Below are 24,496 nucleotides of genomic sequence, written 5' to 3'. Positions count from 1 at the left end.
TTATGTCTGCAGCTTGTCTAGGTTTTTGATAAGTCTGTGGAGAGTCTGCCGCGTGATGCCAAGAATCTTAGCTGCGTCTGTTATGTTGCCTTTGCTGTGACTTATGGCGGAGCTTACGAGGAGCGATTCCATTCTTTTTATGGTCGGAAATTCTCCTGAATAGCAGAACGGTTCCAAAGTATGTTCCTTCGCGCCTATCCTTACGCCTATGTCGTGCCTGCGCATGAAAGATATCATATCGCGTCCGCTGAGATGCCTTCCTCTGGTGATAAGGGCGAGGTCGTTCATTATCGCCTGAAGCTGACGCACGTTGCCCGGAAAGCTGTAGTTTTTCAGAATTTCGCCTATGCCATGGGGCAGAGAAGCGGACATCTGACAGCCTGATTCCAGAAGCGCTTTGTTATAAAAGTTCAGCGCAAGTATCTCTATGTCGTCCTTTCTTTCCCGCAGCGGCGGGATGGTGATGCAGTGGGTAGATATTCTGAACAGCAGATCCTTCCTGAATTTTCCTGTCTTAACATTATTTTTCAGGTTTACGCTGGTGGCGGCGATAATGCGTACGTTCGCCCGCGTGTTCCTGTCGGAACCCAGCGGCATATACACCTTTTCCTGCAAAAGCCGCAGCAGCTTTATCTGTGCCGATTCGTGCAGATCGCCTATCTCGTCCAGAAACAGGGTTCCGTTGTCCGCTTCGGCAACGAGTCCTTTGCGGGCTTTGTCCGCCCCTGTGAAGGCTCCTTTCACATGCCCGAAAAGGGTATCGGTGAACATGTTGTCGTCAAGACCGGATATATTTACCGCAACATAAGGACCTCTGCGCCCGCTTGCTTTATGGACAGCCTCGGCAAAAAGCTCCTTTCCGGTTCCCGTTTCGCCTGTAATAAGAACGGGAAAGCTGCTTTCTGAAATGAAGTTGAGATACCGGAATATTTCAAGCATTTTGGAGTTGCCTGTTACGATATCGTTGAAAAACGGGTACTCTTCGCGGTTTTCGGAAAAGTTTATCACTCTCTTTCCGTGGAACCCTCTGTTCGCTTCCAGTGCACGCAGAATAACGTTTGCAAGAGCGTCCTTGTCCACAGGTTTGACTATAAAGCTGACCGCTCCTTTTTGGAGACATCTGACCGTCGATTCCGTTTCGTTCTTTTCTATCATCATAACAACCGAGGCTTCCGGTATCTTTTGCATGATAAAATCAAGAACTTCTTCGCCGTTGTGATAAGGCATATTCATATCGAGAAGGATTATGGCAGGATTAAGCCTTTCTGCCGTTTTAAAAAACTCTCTGGAGTCGTTTATGGCTGAGATGTCGTTGACGCCAATGTGTCCCAGATACCTGACATATATGTCTGTCAGTTCTTTTTCATCATCAATTATAACAACTTGTGAGATCATTGAAAGTAATGACAGAGGAAAAACCGTTTCCTCATACCCCTTTATCATATTGTATTTATGCGGAAGCTCATAATTAGTTAATCAGCAAAACCGCGTATTCAGACTAAAAAATAAACCCGTTAATAAGACTAAGTTTCTCTTAATTTTGCCTGTAAGCAGTCAAAATAAGTTAAAATAGTCAACAGGTTTATTAACAGCTATACAGTGTACTACCAAACCATATGCCAATAATCTGAAGGCATCTGTTCAGGTGTGAAAAATAAATCTCAATATCTGTCTATACTTCCGTGTGTGCAGTGTTTCCGCAGGGTTTTCCCTGTCCGGAGAAAAACCGAAAAAAGGTCACAGCCTGTGCCTCGGCTCGGTATTTTCGTGATTTACATACGGTTTCAGATTGAAAAGAGATATTACAGATTTAAATAATGTGCCGATGTCCGGTATTGAACATGAACCGCATATTCTTTCTGCTGTTGGCAGCGGGTTTTCATCTGATTTTTTTGAATCTTGTAAGTATTTGGAAAATAGAGTGTTATTTTTTATGGATAATAATTGCGAATAAAAGGTGCTTTTTACTGTCATAGTCCGTGTGCTCCATAAAATTACAGTCGTCTGAATAAAAACAGCCGAACATTTTTATTGGTTATTAGTCTTTATTAGTTGAAATTTGTATTATTGGCAACGAATTATTTTTGACGGATGCGTCTGTGTAACTGTAAATATTTTTTACACTTAAATATTTACTCAATATTGTCTGACGATTAGATAATTATTGTAATATCTTTTTACAAATTTTTTTTACGCACTTTCTCGGACAGGCTCATAAATAATGTGTATTGAGTTGGCATTGATATTGCAAAAAATCCGGACATGAAATGGAGGTTTTTGTCGGTAAGTTCATAACGGATTTTTTTATGTTATGAGGGGAAACAGGTTTTCGGCGCATCTATCGGTTTTTTTAATAATATTGTTTTCATAATACCCTGTTGTTCCGGTTTACGCCCGCTTATTGATGAAATCGCAAACTCCGTTTTTCAGATATCCAACGGAGCTTTATTAATGAGTTTGTTTGACAGAAAAAAACTTTCTTTACTTATCATCCTGATATTCATTCAGGCGGGGGTAATTTGCCTTGATTCCATCCACATCCGTCTTATAGCAAGCATACCGATACTCGTGCTGACCGCTGTCATGTTAAGAGCAGTTGTCTCTGATGCTTTGGAAAGGGTCAAAACCGACAGGGAGAAGAATCTTCTTGGTCAGATTGATGGCATAAACAGAGATCTCGTTCCGGTCAGCGCCATTGTTGCCGACTATTCGTCAATTCTTACGGTTTTTCAGGAACAGATGAAAAAGGTCATCGCCGACAGTGAAGAGGCAAACAACATCATTTCAGCAAATTTCGGGAGCATAGCGGACAAAGCGACAGAGCAGTCAGACGAAGCTGGGCGAGCACTGAACAGCTTTACGTCTGCAAAAAACGGCGGAAATTTTGTGGATACCAGCAGACGTGCGCTTGTTTTGGTAATACGGGAACTGGAACAGACAGGAGAATACGCCAAAGAGACCAACAGCCGTCTTTCGGCGGTGATAGACGAGATACAGGGGATAAAGGTGATAGTTTCAAACGTGGAATATATCGCCGACCAGACAAACCTTCTTGCGTTGAATGCTGCAATAGAAGCGGCAAGGGCGGGGGAACACGGCAGAGGTTTTGCCGTTGTTGCCGACGAGATACGCAAGCTGTCGGAAAAATCAAACAAATTCGCATATGAGATACGGGTCGCGGTGGACGACATCGCCGGACAGATAAACGATATACACGACAAATCCGTTGAGGATGTCAATTTCATAAAAGATACATCCGCAAAATCCCATGAAGAGGTTGATACGGCGCTTAATATCCTAGACAGAGCGATTCTTGACGCGAACGGCATCATGGCGGGGCTGAGGCAAAGTTCCATCAACCTTGCTTCGGATATCAACGATATGGTTGTTTCCATGCAGTATCAGGACATAAACAGGCAGAGGCTTGAGCACGTTATAGACCCTATGGACATCATGAAAAATGACCTCGGAAGAATTTCAGCAGGGCTTCGCGATGTTTCAAAAATGGATTTCAGCAAAGAGCTGAAGAGCCTCAGCGAGCATGTGAAGCTGCTTTATACCATGGAGTCGGAAAGAAGGGTCATGACAGAGCGCAAAGCCGGAAATGCCGGAGTGAAGGCTGCTTCTCTGGCAGACGACAACGTGGAACTATTCTGATCAGGCGGGAGAGAAAAAGTGAGTATTGAAACTTCAGTAGAGGAAGACAAAACGGTTATAGAAATTTCAGGCGATCTGACAGTCGGTTATGTGATAGAGCTTCACTCTGTTTTAAGGGAGGCTCTCCAGAGTTCGGATTCGGTTGAGATAAAGGTTGGCGATGTGGAAAGAGCCGATCTGACGCTTTTGCAGCTTTTTTGCTCCGCCCACAGAGCGGCGCTTTCTAAAGACAAGCGGTTTGACGTCACCGGAAAAAAGAATGAGCTTCTTTGCATGGACTGCTTTACGGGATTCACCAGAGTTAAAGGCTGTGTGATAGACAGATACAACAACTGTGCATTGGTTAAGGAGAGGTCTGATGTCTAAAACTATTCTATCCGTCGATGATTCGGCAAGTATCCGCCAGATGGTTAAGTTTACACTGAACAAAGAGGGTTACAACGTTATTGAGGCTTGCGATGGGAAGGATGCCCTGGCAAAGACAGCCGTGAGTAAATGCGACATGGTTGTTACCGACCTCAATATGCCAAATATGGACGGTATTTCACTTATAAAAGAGCTCAGGCAGAAACCGGAGTTTCGTTTTGTTCCTATCATAATGCTGACAACAGAGTCACAGGATTCTAAAAAGCAGGAGGGCAAATCTGCCGGAGCGACCGGATGGATTGTGAAACCTTTTAAGCCGGAACAGCTTGTGACCGTTGTCAAAAAGGTTCTGGGTTAATCTATGACATTGGATTCAAACCAGCAGGTATTTGTTAACGAGGCTACGGAGTTGCTTCAGGAACTGGAGGAATCGCTTCTGGAACTGGAAAACACACCGGACAGCGCAGAGCTTATAGCCCGTGTTTTCCGTGCCATGCACACCATAAAGGGCTCCGGCGCGATGTTCGGATTCGATAATATTGCCGCGCTGGTACACAGCATAGAGACCGCATACGATATGGTGCGCAGCAATGTAATATGCGTCACCAAGCCAATGCTGGACTATTCTCTGAAGGCTTGCGACATAATCCGGGAAATGCTGAGTGACCCGGAAATGCGGGCTGATTCGCCTGTTGCGGTTGAGATATCTGAGTTTTTTACGCGGGCGGCGAACATACAGAAACAGCAGGTGCAGACTGAAAAACAGCCGTATAAAACTGCAGACGGAGTATTGCGGACATACCGGATAACTTTCAGACCTTCACACAACATTATGATGAACGGCACAAACCCCTCTCTGCTTCTGAAAGAACTTGCGGAGATGGGTTCCGCAACAGTCGTAGCACACACTGCGGACGTTCCGGAGCTTAACGAGATTCAGCCGGAGGGCTGCTATCTGTCATGGGATATTATTCTGACCACGGACAAACCGGAGAACGATATCCGCGACGTTTTTATTTTTGTGGAGGACGATGCGGAGATAACCATACAGCCTGTGGCGGAAACTTTCGACGATCGTGAAAAGAAGCTGGGCGAAATACTGCTTGAGCGCGGATGCCTTACTCAGGAACAGCTCGGCGAAGTTCTGAACGAAAAGAAGCGCCTCGGCGAATTAATGGTTGAGAAGGGGATTGTTTCGGAAGGAGCTGTGGAAGCCGCTCTTATGGAGCAGGTTCACGTTAAGAACGTTAATGAAAAAAAGACCCTTTCTGCGGAAGTTACCGCTTCATCCATAAGAGTTCCTTCGGAGAGACTGGATTCTCTTGTTGATCTTGTCGGCGAGCTTGTAACTGTGCAGGCGAGGCTCAGTCAGGTTGCCTCACGGAAGAACGATCAGGACATGCTGAAAGTTGCTGAAGAGGTGGAACGCCTCGTCTGGGAACTGCGCGATAACACCATGAGCATACGGATGCTTGAGATAGGTTCCACTTTCAACAGATTTAAAAGACTTGTGCGCGATCTTTCGGCTGAGCTTGGCAAGGAAATTGAGCTTGTCACATTCGGAGGCGAGACGGAGATAGACAAAACGGTCATTGAAAAACTGGGCGATCCTCTGGTGCACCTTATACGCAACAGCATAGACCACGGCATTGAAAAACCGGAGGACAGGATTGCGGCTGGAAAACCGGCGAAGGGGCATATAAGCCTACAGGCAAGCCATTCCGGCGACAGCGTGCTTATTGAGATAACCGACGACGGAAGAGGAATAAACAGGAAGGCGGTGCTTGAAAAAGCAAAAGCGAAAGGGCTTGTTTCCGAGAACGCCGAACTTTCCGACAGAGATATATATGATTTGATATTTGCCTCCGGTTTTTCCACGGCGGCTTCTGTTTCCAGCGTTTCGGGAAGAGGAGTTGGGATGGACGTTGTGCGGAGAAATATTGAGGCTTTGCGGGGCACGATTGAGATAAACAGTGCGGAGGGAACCGGAACGACCATTGTTCTGAAACTCCCTCTGACGCTGGCGATAATCGACGGACTCCTTGTGACCATCGGCGGTCAGTTCTTCATACTGCCGCTCTCCATTGTCAACGAGTGCATCGAATTTAACCGTTCGGAGAACAGAAGCGGTTCGGGGCGCAGAATCATCATGGTTCGTAATGAACTGGTGCCTTATGTGCCCCTGCGCGGTTTCTTCGATATCAGGGGTGAGGAACCGGAGATACAGCAGATAGTCATCATAAGCGTTGACGGCAGACGCGTGGGGTTTGTTGTGGACAGCGTTGTGGGCGACCACCAGACGGTGATCAAATCTCTGGGAAAAGCATTCAAGGATATCGACTGTATCTCCGGCGCGTCCGTCCTTGGCGACGGTTCGGTGGCTCTGATCATAGATATTATGAAGATTTACAATGATATAGGTTAAAAGGAGGCTTTATGTTCAAGAATCTTAAAATCGGTGTGAAGCTGATGATGGGTTTCGGACTTGTCATCGCCCTTACCATTATAGTGGGGCTTGTTTCCTATAACGGTCTTAATGTTGTTTTAAACGGTGCGAAGTATTCCGACGGATTATCTTCCGTAACCATCAACTATAAGAATGCCAGAATGGCTCTTAGGGATTACAGGCTAAGAGGGACTCAGGAATCTATTGATGCAACTATAGAATCTCTTGCGGAAGCTGTAAAAAAAGCTGAAGAGGCAAAAGTGATTGGTTCGGAAGAGCAGGATAAAACACTTGATGAGCTGATAAAAGCAATAAACGATTATAAATCGGGCTTTGATGAATATGTTAAAGCAACAAACACCAAAAAAGCAGCCTTTGAGCAGATGGCTTTGGATGGTGCAAACGTAAAAGCAAAACTTGAAGAGGCTGGTGCTGACGGCAAAACAATGAGCGAATTTATGAACATAAGAGTTCTCATCAGAGACGTTTATTATACAGGGGATCTTTCCCTGCTAGACAAAATAGACAAGGATTATGATATCGTAAGGGGGATGCTGGCAGGTGTCCCGCAGGCTGTAACATCTTTGGATTCATATAAAGAAAAGCTGAATGTCGTAATTGATTCAATCAACAGGCAGGGTGAAGTTGATAAAGGGATGGTTGAATCAGGTGCAATCGCTCAGAAACTTGCTGAAAGCGAGAATGCAGCCAGCACCGAAGAGATGCTTGCCGCGTTTAAATCAGTTACTAGCATGATAATAATCATAATTATCGGTGCAGTGGTTGTGGGTATCATAGCCGCAATAGTAATTACCAAAGGCATAACCGGTCCCGTTTCGAAAGGAGTCGCCTTTGCGAAAGAACTTTCCGAGGGAAATCTTGACGCGAAACTGGACATCGATCAGAAAGACGAGGTCGGTCAGCTTGCGGAAGCTCTTAAAAACATGGTGGACAAACTTAAAAGCATCATCACCGAAGTGCGTGTCTCTGCGGACAACGTCGCCATAGGCAGCCGCGAACTTTCAAGCGCCGCACAGGATATGTCTCAGGGCGCAACTGAACAGGCGGCGAGCGCAGAAGAGGCGTCCGCTTCCATGGAGGAGATGGCTTCCAACATCAACCAGAACGCAGACAACGCCCTTCAAACAGAAAAAATAGCTCTGAAAGCGTCCGGCGACGCAAAGGAAGGCGGCGAGGCTGTGCAGAAGACTGTGAAAGCCATGAAAGATATAGCCGACAAAATATCTATCATTGAGGAGATAGCCAGACAGACGAATCTTCTGGCTCTGAACGCGGCTATTGAAGCGGCGAGAGCGGGCGAACACGGAAAAGGTTTCGCCGTTGTGGCATCGGAAGTGCGTAAACTGGCTGAGCGCAGTCAGGAGGCGGCACGGGAGATAAGCGACCTGTCCTCTTCCAGCGTCGATATAGCCGAAAAAGCCGGCGTTCTGCTGATGCAGATACTTCCCGATATACAGAAAACATCCGAACTGGTTCAGGAGATAACCGCAGGCAGCAATGAAATGCGTACTGGCGGCGAGCAGATAAACACTGCCATACAGCAGCTTGATCAGGTCATACAGAAGAACGCGGGCGCATCTGAGGAGATGGCGGCGACGGCAGAAGAGCTTTCCAGCCAGTCCGAGGCGCTTCAGCAGGCTGTCTCGTTCTTTAAAATGAAGTCCGACGGAGCTGTCAGACACGCACCGGCAAAACCCGTCAAAAAGACATCGGTTTCGCATGTGCCCCACTTCGACAAGCCCGTTTTCCCATCCCATAAAAAGAACGGAAAAGAGACAGAGGGTATTTCACTTGATATGACAGACGGCAAAAAAGACCGCGTTGATGCCGATTTTGAAAGTTTCTGAGGCGGTGCGTAATGGAAGAAAAAGTTACAGGAGGCACTGACATAAGTCAGGTGCTAACCTTTAAACTGGCTGATGAGGTTTACGGGGTGGACATAATGTCTGTCCGTGAGGTGCTGGATTTTTCCAGCGTCACAAAAGTTCCCCATACCCCCGACTTTATGGTCGGTGTGATAAACCTGCGGGGAAATGTCGTTCCGGTGGTGGATCTGAAAAAGAAATTCCGTCTGGGGGACACAGAAAGAACTGTAAACACCTGTATCATCATCGTAGAGGTGGTGATAGATAACGAATCGACGGTTCTCGGAGCCCTTGCCGATTCCGTTCAGGAGGTTGTGGAGTTCGAACACGAAACCATAGAGGATGCGCCGAGAATAGGCACGCACCTGAACACGGATTTCATCGCCGGAATGGCGAAAAAAGACAACGGTTTTGTGATAATTCTGGATGTGAACGCGGTATTCTCCATGACGGAGATTGGTGCGTGTACCGGAGCAGCGGCAGAAACCGCTGCGGGATAATAGGAAAATATGGATACAACTGTTTATTCTGACGCAGATATTTACGGGCAGAAACTTGCACCCGACGAGTTTGCCAGAATACAGGTGTTCATACATGATAACTGCGGGATAAAGCTCCCCATCACCAAAAAGAACATGGTGGAGGGGAGGCTCCGCAAACGGTTGAAAACGCTTGGATTAGGCTCATATACAGAATATCTGTCGATGGTGTTCAGCGACTCCAATCCGGCCGGAGACGATGAAAAACTGAGGCTTATAGACGCCATCACCACCAACAAGACCGATTTCTTTCGTGAGCCTAACCATTTTACTTATCTGACGGAAAAACTGCTTCCGGCTTTTGCGGACGAGGGCGCAGGAACGAAAAGATGTCTGAACGTGTGGAGCAGCGCCTGTTCGACAGGGGAAGAACCCTATACGCTTGCCATGGTGCTTGCGGAGTTTTTCGGGACAGACGGAAATTTCCGTATTTATGCCAGCGACATAAACTGCACTGTGCTGGAAAAGGCTGTTAACGGGATATACAGGATAGATAAGGCGGCGGCGATACCTGCGGATTTTAAAAAGAAATATCTGATGCGATCGAAGACTGACAACACCATAGTCCGTATAAGACCTGAACTGCGTGAAAAGGTCTCGTTCTTCAGGCTGAACCTTATGGACGATTTTTACAGGCTTCCTGTTCAGATGGACGTTTCGTTCTGTCGCAACGTGATAATATATTTCGATCAGCCGACTCAGGAGAGCATCATAAACAGGATATGCAGATGCACCGCGGAGGGTGGCTACGTTTTCCTCGGACATTCGGAATCGGTGCACGGCATGAATATAGCCGCCAGACCGACAGCACCGACTATTCTCAGAAGGATATAAAATGTATTGCAGTTTCGGACGCGTATACCTTAAACCGGGTGAGATATTTTTCAGCGACAGGCACACGGTCGTCAATACCGTTCTGGGATCATGCGTCAGCATAACGATGTACGTTCCGAGACTGAAAGCCGGAATGATAAGCCATTGTGTACTGCCGACTGCTCTGGGCGCCATAAAGCGCGGAGAGGACGCCATGAAATACGTTGACTGCGCTATTTTGTATATGCACAAAAAGATGTCCGGCTGTGGTGCGGAAAAACGCGAAACAGAGGTGAAACTGTTCGGCGGCAGTGCCATGTTCAGCGTTGAAAGCGAAACCAACGGCATAGGTGTAAAAAATGTGCACGCGGCGGAATCTCTTCTGCGCAGTCTCGGATACTGCATAATGAAAAGCGACACAGGCGGAAGCTATACAAGAAACCTATCGTTCAGTTTATCAAACGGAATAGTAAATATCAAAAGAACAACCGTTTTTCAGGATGAAACGCCCGTCTGTTCAATACGCGGAAGACAGTTCGCAATTTTTCCCGAATAATTTCATAGTTTTGCCACATTGCAAATTCAAACGCAGGGGAAATTTTTCCGTTCTTTTTCCCGTTCTCTTACCGTTTATAAATAACGAACGAATAACCGATCGTATTTGGAGCGTAAGGTTTTATCAGATAAGCAAAATTTTCTATTGCATTTTCCGGACATCTTTTCTATAACCGTTATGTATAATCTTATATAACGGGTGAGAATATGAAATCAGTTCAACTGGGAAAATCCCTATTCAGACACGTATGGACCCTTCTTGCGGTCATGGCTCTCTCTGTTATGCTTTACAGCTGCGGCTCCGGCGGCGGCTCAGGCAGCAGCGATGACGGCGGCACAGGAAGCATCCCGCTTTCAAGCCCCAAAAACTTTGTTATTACACCGAAAAGCGGAAAACTGGACATCGCATGGACAAAACTTCCTTCCGTTCTTGAGGTGGACGCGACCTATGAAGTGTGGATAGGCACATCAGCCGATAACACACAGAAAACGGACATAGTCCCGACTATTGCCGGAAATCTCGTTTCCTGTACAGTTTCAACCCTTGCCGACGGTACACCGCTGGTTAATACCAATACCTACTATATCAGGCTCAGGGCATACTATCCCGGCGTAGGTCAGGCAGAACTGAGCGACGCTATGGCAGGGATACCGGTTCCCGCTCCGGCTTCTCCTGTGATATCCTCCGATTCAGGCTATGAAAATATGCTCGAAGTGGTGTGGGACGACGTGCCATATGCGGCAGAGTATAAAGTTTACTGGAAACAGGGTTCCTCATCCGCAACTCCGGATGCCGATGCTGACGGTGCTGTGGTCTCCGACTCAAGAATCCTTATCAAAGACACTCCAAACGGTTCTGCATACCGCGTCTGGGTTCAGGCGATAAACAACGCCGGAGCCTCCGGATATGACACGGCGGACATAACACCCGCTGCGGCGACTGCTGTTCCTGCTGTTGCAACGTCAACAGGCTTTTCGGCGGTTACAGGCAGCAAAACAGTATCCGTAAGCTGGACGGCTGTTCCTTATGCCTCAAGCTATATGCTGAAATATTCAACCACTGCCGGAAACGCAAAGGCTGCGGGCGATGCTGTTGAGGTTGCTGTTGACGCGCAGAGCGGCACTGTTACGCAGATGGTGACAGGGCTTACGAACGGCGCGACTTACTATTTTTCAGTTAAAGCTGTCAACAGTCAGGGCGAATCTGCATACGCCTCTATCGGATCTGCAATCCCTGCTTCGAAAGCAGCGGCAGCCCCCATAGATTTTTCAGATATCGACTTTGAACTCGGCACTGCTGCCGGAGAATACATCTTCGCAGAGGACGTTCCCGCGAGCGCGTTCTTCCCCACCGGAAGATCAAGCGACCGTCTCACCCGATTTAAAGAAACAGCTCTGGGCAATCTGTTCTGCGACGGTACTGCATGGTACGTTGCGGACAAATACGAGAACGTTGATTTCGTATTCCTCAACGGCGGCTACATTGAAGGTCCCATAGCGCAGGGCAAGATAACCGTAGGCTCAATGCTGCGCATGATACCATCCGAATCTCTGGAAGACACGCTGACAATCATAACCCTGACAGGCAGTCAGGTCATAGACCTGTTCCGTACGGCTGCGGCAGTTGTGCACACCGGACGCGGCAGCAAGAACACAGGTGCTTTTGCCATGGTTTCAGATGCTGTGAACTACACCATTCAGTACAAAACGTGGGACGATACGACATGGGACGGCACGACAGCTCTCTCTTCAACCGATTCCAGCCAGTACCAGTACGGATGGATTAAGGACGGCACTCTGAAAATCAACGGTCAGGATATCAACCCTACTGCTACATACAGAATAGCAACAACCTCTTATCTTGCTGACGGAAACGAGGGTTATCTCGTATTCCTTCAGGGCACAAACAGAACAGATAAGACAGAATATCTGTGGGAAGCCGTTTCCAACTATATCTATGAGATGGCCAAGGTCACTCCCTATCTTGACGGGCGCGTGGCGCTTATCGGCGGCGTTCCGCTTCAGACTCCCGGATGGAAAAAAGGTGCACTCGACTGGGTTGCTCCCTACGACCAGACATCATATATGCTTCAGTAGCATTTCTTCAGCCCTCCTGTTTTTGGCGGGAGGGCTGATTTCCGATTCATATTTATAGTGATTTGAAACAGGGAGATTGTTGTCTCCCGTTTTCAAATGTTTATCAGGGGGCGGAGATGAAGAGATTTGTAATTCCGGCATTATTGCTGTTTTCCTTCGCGGCGTATGCTGCGGATACCTACATGCTTGAGATTAACAAGGTTGAGAGCAAAGAGTCGGACAAGGGCAGTGTTATAACTCAGGAGGATATGGAGCGCGACAACGCCCATGACCTTTGGGAGGCGGTGCGCTACACCCCCGGCGTGATACTTTCCGGCGGCGGACAGCGCAACGATTCATCCTTTACTGTCAGAGGTTTCGGTGCTGACAGCGTGCCGATATTCGTTGACGGCGTTATAATCGCCAACCCGTACAGAGGCGAGGGGGACGCGGCGCGTATCCTTACGGGCGACCTTGAGAGCGTAACCATTCAGAAGGGATACAGCTCCATGCTGCTCGGTGCAAACACTCTCGGCGGCGCAATACTGATGAAGACCGCAAAACCCGCTAAAGAGTTTGAGGCGAGGCTGGATACTACCATGGAGTTTGACAGCATATTCAAGCGTGCGTCAAATTATTATCTCGCAAGCCTCGGCACAAGACAGGAAAAATTCTATATCAAGGGAACGGTTCAGCGCAGGGATGTTGACCATTTCAGGCTTTCCGAAGATTTTGAGCCGACATCCGTTAACCCCCAGAAAGATGGCGAAAGACTGTTCTCCGATTCCAAAGATTCAAAATATACGCTGGTTGCGGGCGTTACCCCGTCTTCAAATCTGGACATCTGGGCAACCTACATCTATCAGGATGCGGACAAGGGCGTTTCTCCGCCTGAAACTACCATCGCAGGTGCTTCCATCTGGGACTGGCCTGAATGGGAACGCAAAAGTTTTTCTTTGGCGAGCGAATACCGTTCGGGACGTTTTACGCTGGAAACCCTTATTCATTATGACAAATACGACAACAGACTCCTTGAATACTACAATCTTCCCGCATACAACGCGGGCGTACATAAACCCGCTTCGGACTATGACGAATATGCAGTCGGCGGTCGCATAGCCGCCGGATGGACTTTCAATCCGCAGAATAAAATAGAGTTCGCCGCAACCTTCAAGCGCGAACAGCATGACGGATACACTAAAGATATCAAAGATATCTCCATCAAAGAGGACACCTATTCGTTTGGCGCTGAATATACATACGTTCCTGTGAAAAAACTCACTGTAGTCGGCGGCGTCGGCTACGATACACTTCAGCCGCAGAATTTCTGGAGCAAATCCAACGATTTTGCGCAGTTTATAGGAATGGATGAATACACTGTTCAGACAGACAGCGAATGGCTCATTAAAGGTCAGCTGGGATTCTTTTATGAGGTTGCGGACAATCACGAACTGCGCCTTACATATGCGCGGAAGAACCACTTCCCCAATATGTCACAGAGATATTCAACCCGCTTCGGAACTGAGCTGCCGAACCCGCAGCTTCAGCCTGAGGTCGCTGACCATTATGAGTTCGGATACAAAGGTGATTTCGGAAAATACAACGTTAACACTGCCGTTTATTACAGCGTGCTTAAAGATAAGATAGCGACCATAGAGATTCCGGATCCCACCTATCCCACCACCACCGTGGATTTCTCGCTGAACATAGATGAAGTGACCTTCTACGGATACGAGCTTGCGGCGGAAGCGTTCTTTAACAGATACGTTTCAGGCGGTGCGGCGTTCTCGATAAATAAATATGAGATAGGAAAAAGCGCTGACATCACGGTAAACGAGATAGACTACTATCCCGAAATAACCACCAGCGGCTATATTACTGTTGCTCCGGTTAAAAATCTGACCATTACCCCCAGAGTGGAATATATCGATTCAAGATACGCCGACGCTGAGGGCATAGACAAACTCAGCAGTTATACACTTTTGAGCCTGAAAGCGACATACGATATCAATAAGAACTTTTCAGTGTCTGTCGGCGCAAATAACATTTTCGACGAGAATTATGAGATAAAGCAGTATTATCCGCTGGCGGGCAGAACCTATTCCGCAACGCTGTCGGCTAAATACTGATTATCTCAGGGCGAAATTCACCGACAGGACAACGTTTACCGTTTCGGAAGGTGATGGAAGAGGGGCGGCATCAAGAACGGCCTGTTTTGCCGCCTCGTCCAGCACGTCGAAACCGCTGGACTTGTGCACTGTGGCGTTGTCCACCGTGCCGTTTTCGTGTATCCTGAACTTTATGCTGGCGGCTCCTCTCATCCCCATCCTTCTGGCGGATGAGGGATAACTGAGCTTATCGTATATCTTTTTTCTTATCCCTGAAAGATTTATCCGCATATATTCCGCTGTGGCGGCTGCGCTGTCGGTATTTGATGTGTTCTGTGCTCCCGCCTGTTTTATGCCTGTTCCCTGTGCGGGTTCCTCTTTGGCACCCACTGTTCCCTCTCCTGAATATGCGGGCAGTTTTTGAGCATCCGGCACGCTGACGGGGACGTATTCCTTCTGCCCGAAATCGCTTACCACTTTCGGTTCTGTCGCCTTTACAGGTTCTTTTGCAACCATAGGCGGTGCCGAAACAGGTGGTGCGGCAACGGGTTTTACAGGCGCACTTTTTACGGGTTCTTTTTTAGGTGCCGGCAAAGCGGGTGTTTCTGTTTTAACAGGTTCTGCTTTTGCGACCGTATACGTCGATATGTCTATAGTTTCAGGTTCGTCGGCAACCGCTTTCATATTGGCTCTGCCCGCGAAAAGGGCGAGTATCACCAGCGCGTGCAGAACGAACGAAACAAAAAATCCTTTGAAGTAGTTCATGTTCAGTGTTCTGTCTGTATGCTTACTTTTGTAAATCCGCTGTCCTTAACGGCTTCCACCGCTGTGACAAACGGCTGGACTGTTGCGTCCCTGTCGGCGCTGATTAATATGGGTGTATTTTTATCTTCGCCTGCCAGAGCCGCTTTCAGCTCTTCAATGGTGACAGGTTCGCCTTTAAGAAACAGCGCTCCGTCCTTTGTCATATCAACCGTGATGGATTCTTTTATAGACGGGTTCTCTGCGTCAGCTTTCGGCAGGTTCACCGGAATCACCCCCCTTGCGATGAAGTTAGCCGTAACAAGGACTATAGTGAGAAGCACCAGCATTATATCCACCAGAGGAATGACATTTATATCGGTGAAATTATCCTTCATTGTGGATGTCCCATCTTATGAGCATCTTTCTGGCGCTGCCGTTGAGGGCGTTGAAAAGCACAACGGCGACGATGGCAACCACAAGTCCCACAGCCGTGGCTTTAAGCGCGAGGGAAAGGCTGACCATTATCTCTCCCGCCTCTATATTGCCTGTCACTCCGACCTTGTAAAATGTGAGCATTATGCCCAGAACAGTCCCCAGAAGCCCGATATAGGGCGCGTTGCTGGCTACTGTGCCTATGAACGGCAGGTTTTTTGACAGTGCGAGTTCAAGTTCTTTTCTGGATTTGTATGCGGAGGGATCGGTCTTTTTGTAAAAGAGTGCCCGCTCAACGGCAAGCATAACGGCAACGAAACAGAGAACAATAAGAAGACCGATAACGCCGTAATCGATAAGATTTGATAACCATTCCATATTCAGCTCCCCCTGAGAAATCGTTATGCTGTTATTTATATAACGATTTAGCTGCAGACTCAAGTATTAAATTTTAAATAAAAGTATTACTCTTGTCAAGGGAGCAGTTATCAGCCCTGAAGTTTGTATGTTACAGGAACGACAACGGAAATCTGTTTATCTGAATTGTGCTTAATGGGGAACACTGAGCGCACCAGTTTCAGAGCTTCTCCGTCGAGAATGTCGTATCCGCTGGAAGCTACCACTTGTGATTCCACCAGAGAGCCGTTTGGTGCTATCACCAGTTTCATCTTAACAGTTCCTTCCATGCCTCTTCGTCTTGCCATCATGGGGTAGTATTTATTCTTTTCCAGCCGTGAGTTAAGGGTTGACTGGTAAGCTGAATAGTCAAACTCCGGTCTTGCCGACGCAACGGGTGCAGACGATGACGGGGGCGCGGACTGAACCGCGGGAGCGGCTGCGGCAACTGGCGCTGATTTCACAGGTTCTGCCGCAATGGGTGCTGGCGCAGCCGGAGCGGCAATTTCCGCAACAGCGGCTGAATTCACCGATTCAAATATCTTATTTTCAACAGGTTTCTGAGCAGTGACCTGTTTCTGTACTGGTTTGGGAGGGACGGGGGCAGGCGCTTCCGCTTTCTGCTGCTGAACAGGTTCGGGAGATGTTGCGGGAGCCAGCGGCTGTTCAACGGATGGCGGCGGTGCCAGCTCTTTGAAATATGCGGAGAGGTCTATGACCTGCGTTTCGGGTTTCGGACCCAGTCCTGTGATAGTTGATGCGTAAAACAGTGCGCCGAGTAATAGACCGTGAATCGCAAGTGACTGAACAGTTGCTTTTCTCATATCCTATTCCTTCTCTGTTTCGAGGTTTACGTTTTTAAATCCGGCAAGTTTCAGCATATTCATGATGTCCACAAAGTTCTGGATAACAGAGTTTCTGTCTGCCCTGAGAACTATGGGGCTTTCCTTATCGAGAGAGGAGAGTGTTTCAGAAAGCCCCTGTATGGAATAGCTTTTGCCGTCGTAGTAATATTTTCCGTCTTTTGAAACGTCGATGGTTATCCCCTGTTTCGCGCTCTCCGTCTGGGACGCTTTCGGCAGTTCGACGGGGATTGAGCCTTTGGCTATGAAGGTTGCCGTTGCAAGCACTATTGTGAGCAGCACCAGCATTATGTCGATGAAAGGGACGACGTTTATCGTGTCAAAACTTTTTTCTTTCATTCTGAGCCTCTTTTGCAAGCATCAGCACATTGACCTTTCTGTGGAGCATGTTGTAGAGCACGATGGATGGTATCGCCACGAGAAGTCCCGCCGCGGTGGCTTTCAGCGCCAGCGCAAGACCCGCCATGATGTCGTTCACGTTTGTTGTGCCGCCTGTTCCCATGGAATAAAAGGTCTGCATGATGCCAAGAACAGTTCCGAGAAGCCCGATATAAGGGGCGTTGCTGCCTATGGTTGCGACAATATGCAGACGCCCTGTCAGAGCTGACTCCAACTCCTGAGAGGTCTGGTACGACTCTACGTCTGTATTCTTATAAAAGCGGTATCTTTCGATTGCGATGGCTATTGCGACAATACTTAGTATAACAAGTAATCCGATGATTCCGTAGTCCACCATATGTCCGAGCATATTCATGATCTCATCTCCGAAAATAAGCGATAACGATATTCGATATCAGATATTTTTCTCTGAGTCAACTTAAAATAAAAAATGCAATGAGTGCTTGACAAAAAAAGATAATACGGTAACTATTGCCTGAAATTGAATATCAATATCCGGTGATTTAATCAAATGAAATTTATTGTTTTGCTGGCGGTGGTTATCCTTCTTGGGTGCTGGTCGCTTTTCATTGGGTACACGGAAATTTCCGTTTCGGATATCTTCACAATGTCAGACCGTCAGTCCCTTGTAATGGTCGCAAGCCGTATCCCGCGGCTCGCCGCGGTTATAATCGCGGGTGCGTCCATGAGTATCTGCGGGGTGATAATGCAGCAGATGTCCCACAACAGATTCGTTTCCCTCACAACGGCGGGCACAATGGATGCGGCGGCGCTTGGAATAATGCTCTCGATGCTCATCTTTCCGGATGGCGGGACGTATCAGCGGCTTTCCGTTTCCCTTGGCGTGACTCTTCTTGCTTCGGCGGTGTTTATGACCATGGCGGAGCGGATAAAATTTAAAAATCTGGTGTTCGTGCCCCTTTTGGGGATAATTTTCGGCAACATTCTGGATTCGGTGACCACCTTTATCGGTCTCCAGTTCAATGTGGTGCACAGTATGGCATCCTGGCTCCACGGTGATTTCTCGTCTGTTATGCAGGGACGCTACGAAATAATGTACGTCAGCATCCCGCTTCTGGCGGCGGCTTATATCTATGCGGACAGGTTCACCCTGATGGGCATGGGAAAGAGCTTCGCAGTTAATCTCGGCATGAACTACAATACTATGTTCCGGCTGGGGCTGGTGATAGTTTCATGCGTGACGGCGGTGATAGTGCTCACGGTGGGGATGATACCCTTTGTCGGGCTTATCGTGCCGAACATAATCAGCATCCTGTACGGCGATAACCTGCGGAAAACCCTTCCGCTGACAGCGCTTTCCGGTGCGGCGTTCCTTCTTGTGTGCGATATTCTCGGCAGAACACTGATGGCGCCCTATGAGATATCCGTAAGCGTGATGGTGGGGATAATCGGCGGTGCGATTTTCCTTTATCTCATTCTGGGGAGGCGCGTAAATGCGGGATAGTGTAAAACTCGCCGTGCTTTTTGCGGCTTCACTTGTCTGTGTGCTCCTGTTCATCTTTTACGATGCGGGAAGCGACCTCTCTTTCATACTGCCCGAACGGGGCGCAAAGGTAGCCGCTATGGTGCTGACAGGCGTTGCGGTGGCTTATTCCTCTGTGATTTTCCAGACGATAACGTTCAACCGCATCCTCACGCCTTCGGTGATGGGATTCGATGCGGTATATCTTTTTCTGCAAACCGTGGCGCTGTTCTTATTCGGCGGCGGCGGGTTCATGATGGTGAACGAGGTCTTCAACTTCACCGTATCTGCGGCAAGTCTGATGCTGTTTACGTTTTTTCTCTACAGGCTGGTTTTCGTGCGCAAAGGGAACGTATTCTTTCTGATGCTGGTGGGTGTCGTCATGTGGACGCTGTTCCGCAGTCTCACTGTCTTTATGCAGATGCTCATAGACCCAAACGAATACTCGATAGTGCAGGACACCATGTTTGCCAGCTTTAATAACGTCCGCGCCGACCTCATAGGTGTTTCTGCTGTAATAATCGCGTTGGTGGCGCTGTTTTGCGTGCCGATGCTGAGAAAGCTGGATGTTATGCTTCTGGGCAGGGAGCACGCCGTCAACCTCGGTATCTCCTATGACGTTCTGGTGAAAAAATCTCTGATAATCATAACCCTGCTGGTGGCGATACCCACGGCTCTTGTTGGGCAGATGACCTTTCTGGGCATAATTGTAAGCAACCTTGCGTATGAAACCATGAAAACTTATAAGCACGGGTATGTTATAGCGTGCGCCTCCCTATTTTCAATCATTGCCATAGCGGGCGGGCAGTTCATCCTTGAGCGCGTGTTCTACTTTAATATAACCATATCGGTGATAATCAATTTCACCGGAGGTATCTACTTTATCTATCTTCTCACAAGGGAGAGCAAACGATGATGAGAACGGAGAATATATCTAAATTCTATGACGAAAAGGCGGTTGTTGAAGGGGTCAGCGTCGATATTCCAAAAGGAAAGATAACCTCTTTCATAGGCAGCAACGGCGCAGGCAAAAGCACTCTTTTGTCAATAATGAGCCGGCTTATTAAACAGTCAGACGGCAAGGTATACCTCGACGGAATGCCAATAACGGACATTGAGGACAGTGAGCTTGCAAAGCGGGTATCCATACTGAAACAGTCCAGCCATATCAACATAAGACTCACGGTGCGGGAGCTTGTCTCTTTCGGCAGGTTTCCATACAGCGGCGGACGGCTTACGCAGGAGGATGAGGATATCGTTTCACGCGCCATAGGCTATATGGATCTGACGGAATCGGAGAATAAGTACATCGACACACTCAGCGGCGGACAGAGGCAGAGGGCTTTCATCGCAATGATAATTGCGCAGGATACGGACTGTATTCTGCTGGACGAGCCGCTGAACAATCTGGATATGAAACACTCGGTGCAGATAATGAAGACCCTGCGCAGGCTGACGGACGAACTTGGGAAAACCGTTGTACTGGTTATCCATGATATAAACTTCGCCTCCTGTTATTCGGATTATATTGCGGCGCTGAAAGACGGCAAACTCGCCGGATTCGGCAAGGTGGAGCAGATGATCGAGAGCGGAATACTCAAAGACATCTTCGGGATGGAATTTGACGTGCGGGAGATGAACGGCAGCAGGATCTGCCTGTATTATACATAGACGAGGTAAAGATATGAAAAAGCTGTTTTTTGCCGCAGTTCTACTGCTGGCTGCACAGGCCGTTTTTGCGGCGGACTACACGCTGCTTTTTAAAGGTAAGGTGGCTAATCAGGTTCCGGTAAGCCCTAAAAAAGTTGTCGTCATGGACTACAGCTCTCTGGACACCATGCAGGAGCTTGGGCTTGCCTCCGTTGTTGCTGCTGTGCCAAAGGGCAATCTGCCCGCGTATCTGGGCGAGTTCAAAGATAAGAAATATGCGGACGTGGGCGGTGTGATGGATTTTGATATAGAGAAGATATACAGAATGTCCCCGGACCTCATCATCATAAGCGCCAGACAGCAGCGGATGCACGAAAAACTGTCGCGCATAGCGCCCACGGTGAATATAAACATCGACAACAACAACTACGTCGGTTCATTTAAAACAAACACGATGCTCCTCGGCAGGATATGGGGAAAAGATGCACAGGCGAAGCAGATAGTTGAAAAATTCGAAACAGAGGCGGACAGACTGCGCTCCATCATATCGAAAGAGCAGGGCAGAGGGCTGATCACACTTTATAACGCGGGCAAGTTCAGCGCATACGGCAAGGGTTCCAGATTCGGCATAGTGCACGACGTGCTTGGACTTAAACAGGCGGACGGCAATATTCTGGTCTCCACCCACGGCAAAAGCGTGAACAGCGAATACATCGCGAAGCTCAACCCTGATTTTCTGTTCGTGGTGGACAGGGATTCCGTTGTAACAGGGAAATCCGCAGTGAAAAAAGACGTTGAAAATAAACTCATCCGCACCACGAACGCTTACCGGAACGGCAGGATAGCCTATCTTCCCGCTGACTACTGGTATCTCGCCAACGGCGGGGCAAAGTCCATGATGTTTATGCTGAAAGACATCCGCAGCATAGTGAGCAAAACTTCCGCCTGATACAAAATTTCAGGAATAATCCATGTAAATTTAAGGAAAGTTCCATTCCATTGTTTAAAACATTTTGCTATACTTCGCCGCAAGTTGATACTGATTATCAATACCGAATTGTTTTGGAGGAAAGATGAAGCCAATGAATTTATTCAGACGCGGGAGTTTTATTTTCGCCGTGTCTATGGCGCTCGGTACTTTTGCGGCGCACGCAGAGGACGCTGTGGAGGTTAAGCCCGTCGTTGTGACGGCTACAGGCTACGAGCAGTATATTGCTGATGCTCCGGCAAGCATCAGCGTGATAACGAAAGAGGATATCGCGAAAGTTCCCGCATCCTCTGTGACAGACCTGCTTAAAAACGTGGAGGGCGTGAGCATCACAGGTTCCTCGCCCAACGATACCGATATCGTTATAAGGGGTATGCCGGGCGAATATACGCTGATTCTGGTTGACGGCAAACGTCAGAACACCAGAGAAACGATGAACAGAGGCACAGGCGGCGTTCAGTCGAACATGATTCCGCCGCTGGAAGCCATTGAGCGCATAGAGGTTGTCAGAGGTCCCATGTCCGCTGTATACGGTTCAGAGGCGATGGGTGGTGTTATCAACATCATCACCAAAAAGGTGCCTGAAAAATGGAGTGGATCGCTCACCCTCGGCACTGTACAGCCAAAGGACGGCGACATCGGAACTACGTTCAACAGACAGTTCTGGATAGGAGGTCCCATAGTTAAAGACAAGGTGGGATTCCAGCTTTACGGCGAGATGAACGACCGCAATGAGGACGACGTTTACTATCCCGGTTCCGCCACAAGCGGCAGCAACGGGAAAGAGGACGAAAATATCACTGCGAAGTTCACCATAACACCCGACAGCCGCAACGAGATAAACGTTGAGGGCGGATACGACACGCTGACATATGAACGCACAGCCGGAAAATCCCTTGCGGACACGGCGGCATCCACAAAGTCTGAACACACCAGAAAACACTGGTCTGTGAGCCACGACGGTAAATACGGCAGCGCGACAACAAGCCTCGTGCTGTCTCAGGAGATAGCGGAGCTTGAAAACTGGACAGACGGCACGAAGAGCGCCGTTGTTCCGGAACTCACCAACTCAACACTGGACGCGGGACTGTCATATAACTTTACAAAGCACACCCTGCGCACAGGCGGGCAGCTTATGAAAGCGGAGATTGAGGGCATAGGCAAGCAGGATTCAATTTCAGGATATCCGACGAACACCGACGACGTATCCATAGATTCATATGCGCTGTATCTTGAGGACGAATATTTCCTTACGGATAAACTTGCTATCACAGCAGGCGTGCGTATGGACGACGACGAGAGATACGGCTCCAACTGGACACCCAGAGTGTACACTGTATATAAACTCACCGACAGATGGACGCTGAGAGGCGGCGTTGCAATGGGCTTTAAGGCTCCCACAGTGCGCCAGACCACCGAAGGATATTGTATGACCACAGGAGGCGGAACACAGCAGGCGGGAACCCTTTGCGGCAATTCCGACCTTGACCCCGAAACAAGCGTCACAGAGGAAGTGGGTATCAGATACGATGCGCCAACCGGAATGAACTTTGGTTTCACAGTGTACAACAACGACCTTAAAGACAAGGTCTCCAGCTTCAGCACAGGCGTGGTTGACCCGCTGGTGCCCAGCAGATATATCTACGTTTATGACAACATAGACGAAGTGAACATGAGAGGCGTTGAGGTCACATTCAATATGCCGCTCACAAAAAAGTTGAAATTCGGTGCTAACTACACTTATACCGATTCCGAGCGTAAAGGCGGCGAACCCGCATACGACGGCAGTTCTCTGGACGGAAAACCGCTGGACAAAACGCCGGAGCACATGTTCAATGCACAGCTCGACTGGAAACCGGTTAAATCACTTTCGCTCTACACAAGGGCAAACGTTGTGAGCAAGCAGTACTGGTCAGCGTTCCGCAACGGCGCGATGAACTCAAGAACCCGTCCGGGCGCTGCTACCTATGATATAGGCGGTGTTTACGACGTTAACAAATACGTTGCTTTCAAACTGGCGGTGCTCAACATCACCGACAAAAAGGTGGCAGTGGACGACCGCACCCGTACGGGCGGGCTGGACGGCAACTGGATGGTTGACGAAGGTCTGCGCGTTGCGGCGGATATGACACTCAGATTCTGATGATAAATGTGAGACTGCCGCGCAGGAACGCGGCAGTTTTTTTCAGGAGTATTAATGAGATACGTTGTTTTTCTGTATGTTCTTCTGGCGGCATGTACCGTTTGGGCGGAACCGATGTTTGAGAAAGCGAAATACACAGACGGACGGGATTCCCAGTATTACACGTTTTATTACGACAAAGCTGTTTCCGCGGACGGCGGGAGAAGATACAGGATAATAACCGGAGTGCCGAAGGCGGCGGCTTCCGAAAAGGGATACCGCGCGGTATACGCTGTTGACGGGAACGCTGTGATTCACCATATCACAGACGGGCAGCTTAAAAAGCTGTCTGAAAACGACCCGCCCGTGATAGTGGCGATAGGGTATGACGAGGACGTGCTTTTCCATATGCCGTCGAGAACTTTTGATTTCACACCGTCTGCGGACGGCAGGCCTGTTCAGGATGAGCTTGACCCCGCCCGCACAGGCGGCGGCGCGGAACAATTCATCGATTTTATAGAGAGAACGGTTTTCCCCCTGTCGGAGAAAAGGGCGCACATTGACAGGGACAGAAGGGTACTTTTCGGTCATTCCTACGGAGGACTGTTCGTTCTTTCTGCTCTGTCTGCGCGTCCGCAGCTTTTCAGCAGATACGTTTCCGCCGATCCTTCACTCTGGTGGGAGAGGGGAGCCTTTTATGACAGAATAACCGGACTGACAGGGCTTAACGGTACTTTGCTGATGCTGAAAGGAGCCGCTGCGGATGGGTATACCCCTGCGCAGGGCGACAGCGAAAGGGTGGCGCTCAGAAAGCGGCTTTATTCATATGCGCCGGAGGATGCCGCACTGAAAGTGACAAGGGCGCTTTCGGCGGCAGGAATGAAAACGCAGTACAGCGAATACGGATATCTTTCACACGGTCCGCTTTTCTCCGTTTCGCTGGAAGCGGCGCTTTTTTTAAAAGGTGACTGAC

At 48.6% G+C, this 24,496-nt stretch carries 23 protein-coding genes; 16 read left to right on the top strand and 7 right to left on the bottom strand.

The genetic code is table 11. The features are described 5' to 3' along the window. On the bottom strand, positions 1-1,395 hold the full coding sequence (locus Q7P67_RS07245; protein ID WP_303851293.1) for a sigma-54 dependent transcriptional regulator: 1,395 nt from the start codon (positions 1,393-1,395) through the stop codon (positions 1-3). A 1,056-nt stretch (positions 1,396-2,451) separates the two neighbouring features. Between Q7P67_RS07245 and Q7P67_RS07240 the strand changes: the two genes are divergently transcribed. The 10 genes from Q7P67_RS07240 (at position 2,452) to Q7P67_RS07195 (ending at position 14,467) form a co-directional block, all read left to right on the top strand. After that, positions 2,452-3,657, top strand: coding sequence for a methyl-accepting chemotaxis protein (locus Q7P67_RS07240; protein WP_303851292.1), 1,206 nt, complete (start codon positions 2,452-2,454; stop codon positions 3,655-3,657). Positions 3,658-3,675: 18 nt separating this feature from the next. Further along, positions 3,676-4,023, top strand: a complete 348-nt coding sequence (locus Q7P67_RS07235) for a lipid asymmetry maintenance protein MlaB (protein ID WP_303851291.1) — start codon at positions 3,676-3,678, stop codon at positions 4,021-4,023. Then, complete coding sequence (locus Q7P67_RS07230; RefSeq protein WP_303851290.1) at positions 4,016-4,381, top strand: response regulator; 366 nt, start codon at positions 4,016-4,018, stop codon at positions 4,379-4,381. Before Q7P67_RS07235 ends, Q7P67_RS07230 begins: the two co-directional genes overlap by 8 nt. A 3-nt stretch (positions 4,382-4,384) precedes the next feature. Beyond that, entirely contained in the window at positions 4,385-6,448 is a 2,064-nt protein-coding gene (locus tag Q7P67_RS07225; protein ID WP_303851289.1) for a chemotaxis protein CheA, read from the top strand. 11 nt (positions 6,449-6,459) lie between these two features. Next, entirely contained in the window at positions 6,460-8,337 is a 1,878-nt protein-coding gene (locus Q7P67_RS07220) for a methyl-accepting chemotaxis protein (protein WP_303851288.1), read from the top strand. Between the two features lie 11 nt (positions 8,338-8,348). Further along, positions 8,349-8,855: a chemotaxis protein CheW gene (locus tag Q7P67_RS07215; protein WP_303851287.1), complete on the top strand. Its 507-nt coding sequence runs from the start codon at positions 8,349-8,351 to the stop codon at positions 8,853-8,855. Between the two features lie 9 nt (positions 8,856-8,864). Then, complete coding sequence (locus Q7P67_RS07210; RefSeq protein WP_303851286.1) at positions 8,865-9,728, top strand: protein-glutamate O-methyltransferase CheR; 864 nt, start codon at positions 8,865-8,867, stop codon at positions 9,726-9,728. A gap of 1 nt (position 9,729) precedes the next feature. After that, positions 9,730-10,263 (top strand): chemotaxis protein CheD, encoded by a 534-nt coding sequence (locus tag Q7P67_RS07205; protein WP_303851285.1) that lies wholly within the window; start codon positions 9,730-9,732, stop codon positions 10,261-10,263. 206 nt (positions 10,264-10,469) lie between these two features. Next, on the top strand, positions 10,470-12,359 hold the full coding sequence (locus tag Q7P67_RS07200) for a 5'-nucleotidase C-terminal domain-containing protein (RefSeq protein ID WP_303851284.1): 1,890 nt from the start codon (positions 10,470-10,472) through the stop codon (positions 12,357-12,359). Between the two features lie 116 nt (positions 12,360-12,475). After that, the gene (locus Q7P67_RS07195; protein ID WP_303851283.1) at positions 12,476-14,467 is read left to right on the top strand and encodes a TonB-dependent receptor; all 1,992 of its coding nucleotides are present in this window, start codon (positions 12,476-12,478) and stop codon (positions 14,465-14,467) included. Here the strand turns inward: Q7P67_RS07195 and Q7P67_RS07190 are convergent, their stop codons facing one another. The 6 genes from Q7P67_RS07190 to exbB (Q7P67_RS07165) form a co-directional block, all read right to left on the bottom strand. After that, positions 14,468-15,211 (bottom strand): energy transducer TonB, encoded by a 744-nt coding sequence (locus tag Q7P67_RS07190; RefSeq protein ID WP_303851282.1) that lies wholly within the window; start codon positions 15,209-15,211, stop codon positions 14,468-14,470. A gap of 2 nt (positions 15,212-15,213) precedes the next feature. After that, positions 15,214-15,585 (bottom strand): biopolymer transporter ExbD, encoded by a 372-nt coding sequence (locus Q7P67_RS07185; protein WP_303851281.1) that lies wholly within the window; start codon positions 15,583-15,585, stop codon positions 15,214-15,216. Next, positions 15,575-16,000 (bottom strand): TonB-system energizer ExbB, encoded by a 426-nt coding sequence (gene exbB / locus Q7P67_RS07180; protein WP_303851280.1) that lies wholly within the window; start codon positions 15,998-16,000, stop codon positions 15,575-15,577. The genes Q7P67_RS07185 and exbB (Q7P67_RS07180) overlap by 11 nt, the downstream gene beginning before the upstream one ends. A gap of 110 nt (positions 16,001-16,110) precedes the next feature. Next, positions 16,111-16,842 carry an energy transducer TonB gene (locus Q7P67_RS07175; RefSeq protein WP_303851279.1) on the bottom strand — a complete coding sequence of 244 codons (732 nt, stop codon included), beginning with the start codon at positions 16,840-16,842 and terminating at the stop codon, positions 16,111-16,113. A gap of 3 nt (positions 16,843-16,845) precedes the next feature. After that, entirely contained in the window at positions 16,846-17,220 is a 375-nt protein-coding gene (locus tag Q7P67_RS07170; RefSeq protein WP_303851278.1) for a biopolymer transporter ExbD, read from the bottom strand. Further along, complete coding sequence (exbB, locus tag Q7P67_RS07165; protein ID WP_303851277.1) at positions 17,201-17,635, bottom strand: TonB-system energizer ExbB; 435 nt, start codon at positions 17,633-17,635, stop codon at positions 17,201-17,203. Before exbB (Q7P67_RS07165) ends, Q7P67_RS07170 begins: the two co-directional genes overlap by 20 nt. A gap of 156 nt (positions 17,636-17,791) precedes the next feature. On the opposite strand from exbB (Q7P67_RS07165), the gene Q7P67_RS07160 reads away from it, so the two are divergent. The 6 genes from Q7P67_RS07160 to Q7P67_RS07135 all read left to right on the top strand — a co-directional run bounded on the left by Q7P67_RS07160 (position 17,792) and on the right by Q7P67_RS07135 (position 24,495). Then, positions 17,792-18,745 carry an ABC transporter permease gene (locus Q7P67_RS07160; RefSeq protein WP_303851276.1) on the top strand — a complete coding sequence of 318 codons (954 nt, stop codon included), beginning with the start codon at positions 17,792-17,794 and terminating at the stop codon, positions 18,743-18,745. Then, positions 18,735-19,679, top strand: coding sequence for an iron chelate uptake ABC transporter family permease subunit (locus Q7P67_RS07155; RefSeq protein ID WP_303851275.1), 945 nt, complete (start codon positions 18,735-18,737; stop codon positions 19,677-19,679). Before Q7P67_RS07160 ends, Q7P67_RS07155 begins: the two co-directional genes overlap by 11 nt. Continuing rightward, positions 19,676-20,434, top strand: a complete 759-nt coding sequence (locus Q7P67_RS07150) for an ABC transporter ATP-binding protein (RefSeq protein WP_303851274.1) — start codon at positions 19,676-19,678, stop codon at positions 20,432-20,434. The genes Q7P67_RS07155 and Q7P67_RS07150 overlap by 4 nt, the downstream gene beginning before the upstream one ends. A 13-nt stretch (positions 20,435-20,447) precedes the next feature. Beyond that, positions 20,448-21,362, top strand: coding sequence for a siderophore ABC transporter substrate-binding protein (locus Q7P67_RS07145; RefSeq protein WP_303851273.1), 915 nt, complete (start codon positions 20,448-20,450; stop codon positions 21,360-21,362). Positions 21,363-21,495: 133 nt separating this feature from the next. Then, a complete protein-coding gene (locus tag Q7P67_RS07140) occupies positions 21,496-23,544 on the top strand; it encodes a TonB-dependent receptor domain-containing protein (protein ID WP_303851272.1) in 2,049 nt (682 codons plus the stop codon). 54 nt (positions 23,545-23,598) lie between these two features. Beyond that, positions 23,599-24,495, top strand: a complete 897-nt coding sequence (locus Q7P67_RS07135) for an alpha/beta hydrolase (protein ID WP_303851271.1) — start codon at positions 23,599-23,601, stop codon at positions 24,493-24,495. Position 24,496: the final 1 nt, after the last annotated feature.

The sequence above is a fragment of the Seleniivibrio woodruffii genome (assembly GCF_029267515.1).
Taxonomy (GTDB): Bacteria; Chrysiogenota; Deferribacteres; order Deferribacterales; family Geovibrionaceae; genus Seleniivibrio; species Seleniivibrio woodruffii_A.
This window is presented reverse-complemented; position numbering and strand designations above follow the sequence as displayed.

Coding starts and splice junctions, on each gene's coding strand:
- Q7P67_RS07245 (WP_303851293.1), bottom strand. CDS start 1,395: ATGATCTCACAAGTTGTTATAATTGATGATGAAAAAGAACTGACAGAC.
- Q7P67_RS07240 (WP_303851292.1), top strand. CDS start 2,452: ATGAGTTTGTTTGACAGAAAAAAACTTTCTTTACTTATCATCCTGATA.
- Q7P67_RS07230 (WP_303851290.1), top strand. CDS start 4,016: ATGTCTAAAACTATTCTATCCGTCGATGATTCGGCAAGTATCCGCCAG.
- Q7P67_RS07225 (WP_303851289.1), top strand. CDS start 4,385: ATGACATTGGATTCAAACCAGCAGGTATTTGTTAACGAGGCTACGGAG.
- Q7P67_RS07220 (WP_303851288.1), top strand. CDS start 6,460: ATGTTCAAGAATCTTAAAATCGGTGTGAAGCTGATGATGGGTTTCGGA.
- Q7P67_RS07215 (WP_303851287.1), top strand. CDS start 8,349: ATGGAAGAAAAAGTTACAGGAGGCACTGACATAAGTCAGGTGCTAACC.
- Q7P67_RS07210 (WP_303851286.1), top strand. CDS start 8,865: ATGGATACAACTGTTTATTCTGACGCAGATATTTACGGGCAGAAACTT.
- Q7P67_RS07205 (WP_303851285.1), top strand. CDS start 9,730: ATGTATTGCAGTTTCGGACGCGTATACCTTAAACCGGGTGAGATATTT.
- Q7P67_RS07200 (WP_303851284.1), top strand. CDS start 10,470: ATGAAATCAGTTCAACTGGGAAAATCCCTATTCAGACACGTATGGACC.
- Q7P67_RS07195 (WP_303851283.1), top strand. CDS start 12,476: ATGAAGAGATTTGTAATTCCGGCATTATTGCTGTTTTCCTTCGCGGCG.
- Q7P67_RS07190 (WP_303851282.1), bottom strand. CDS start 15,211: ATGAACTACTTCAAAGGATTTTTTGTTTCGTTCGTTCTGCACGCGCTG.
- Q7P67_RS07185 (WP_303851281.1), bottom strand. CDS start 15,585: ATGAAGGATAATTTCACCGATATAAATGTCATTCCTCTGGTGGATATA.
- exbB (WP_303851280.1), bottom strand. CDS start 16,000: ATGGAATGGTTATCAAATCTTATCGATTACGGCGTTATCGGTCTTCTT.
- Q7P67_RS07175 (WP_303851279.1), bottom strand. CDS start 16,842: ATGAGAAAAGCAACTGTTCAGTCACTTGCGATTCACGGTCTATTACTC.
- Q7P67_RS07170 (WP_303851278.1), bottom strand. CDS start 17,220: ATGAAAGAAAAAAGTTTTGACACGATAAACGTCGTCCCTTTCATCGAC.
- exbB (WP_303851277.1), bottom strand. CDS start 17,635: ATGAATATGCTCGGACATATGGTGGACTACGGAATCATCGGATTACTT.
- Q7P67_RS07160 (WP_303851276.1), top strand. CDS start 17,792: ATGAAATTTATTGTTTTGCTGGCGGTGGTTATCCTTCTTGGGTGCTGG.
- Q7P67_RS07155 (WP_303851275.1), top strand. CDS start 18,735: ATGCGGGATAGTGTAAAACTCGCCGTGCTTTTTGCGGCTTCACTTGTC.
- Q7P67_RS07150 (WP_303851274.1), top strand. CDS start 19,676: ATGATGAGAACGGAGAATATATCTAAATTCTATGACGAAAAGGCGGTT.
- Q7P67_RS07145 (WP_303851273.1), top strand. CDS start 20,448: ATGAAAAAGCTGTTTTTTGCCGCAGTTCTACTGCTGGCTGCACAGGCC.
- Q7P67_RS07140 (WP_303851272.1), top strand. CDS start 21,496: ATGAATTTATTCAGACGCGGGAGTTTTATTTTCGCCGTGTCTATGGCG.
- Q7P67_RS07135 (WP_303851271.1), top strand. CDS start 23,599: ATGAGATACGTTGTTTTTCTGTATGTTCTTCTGGCGGCATGTACCGTT.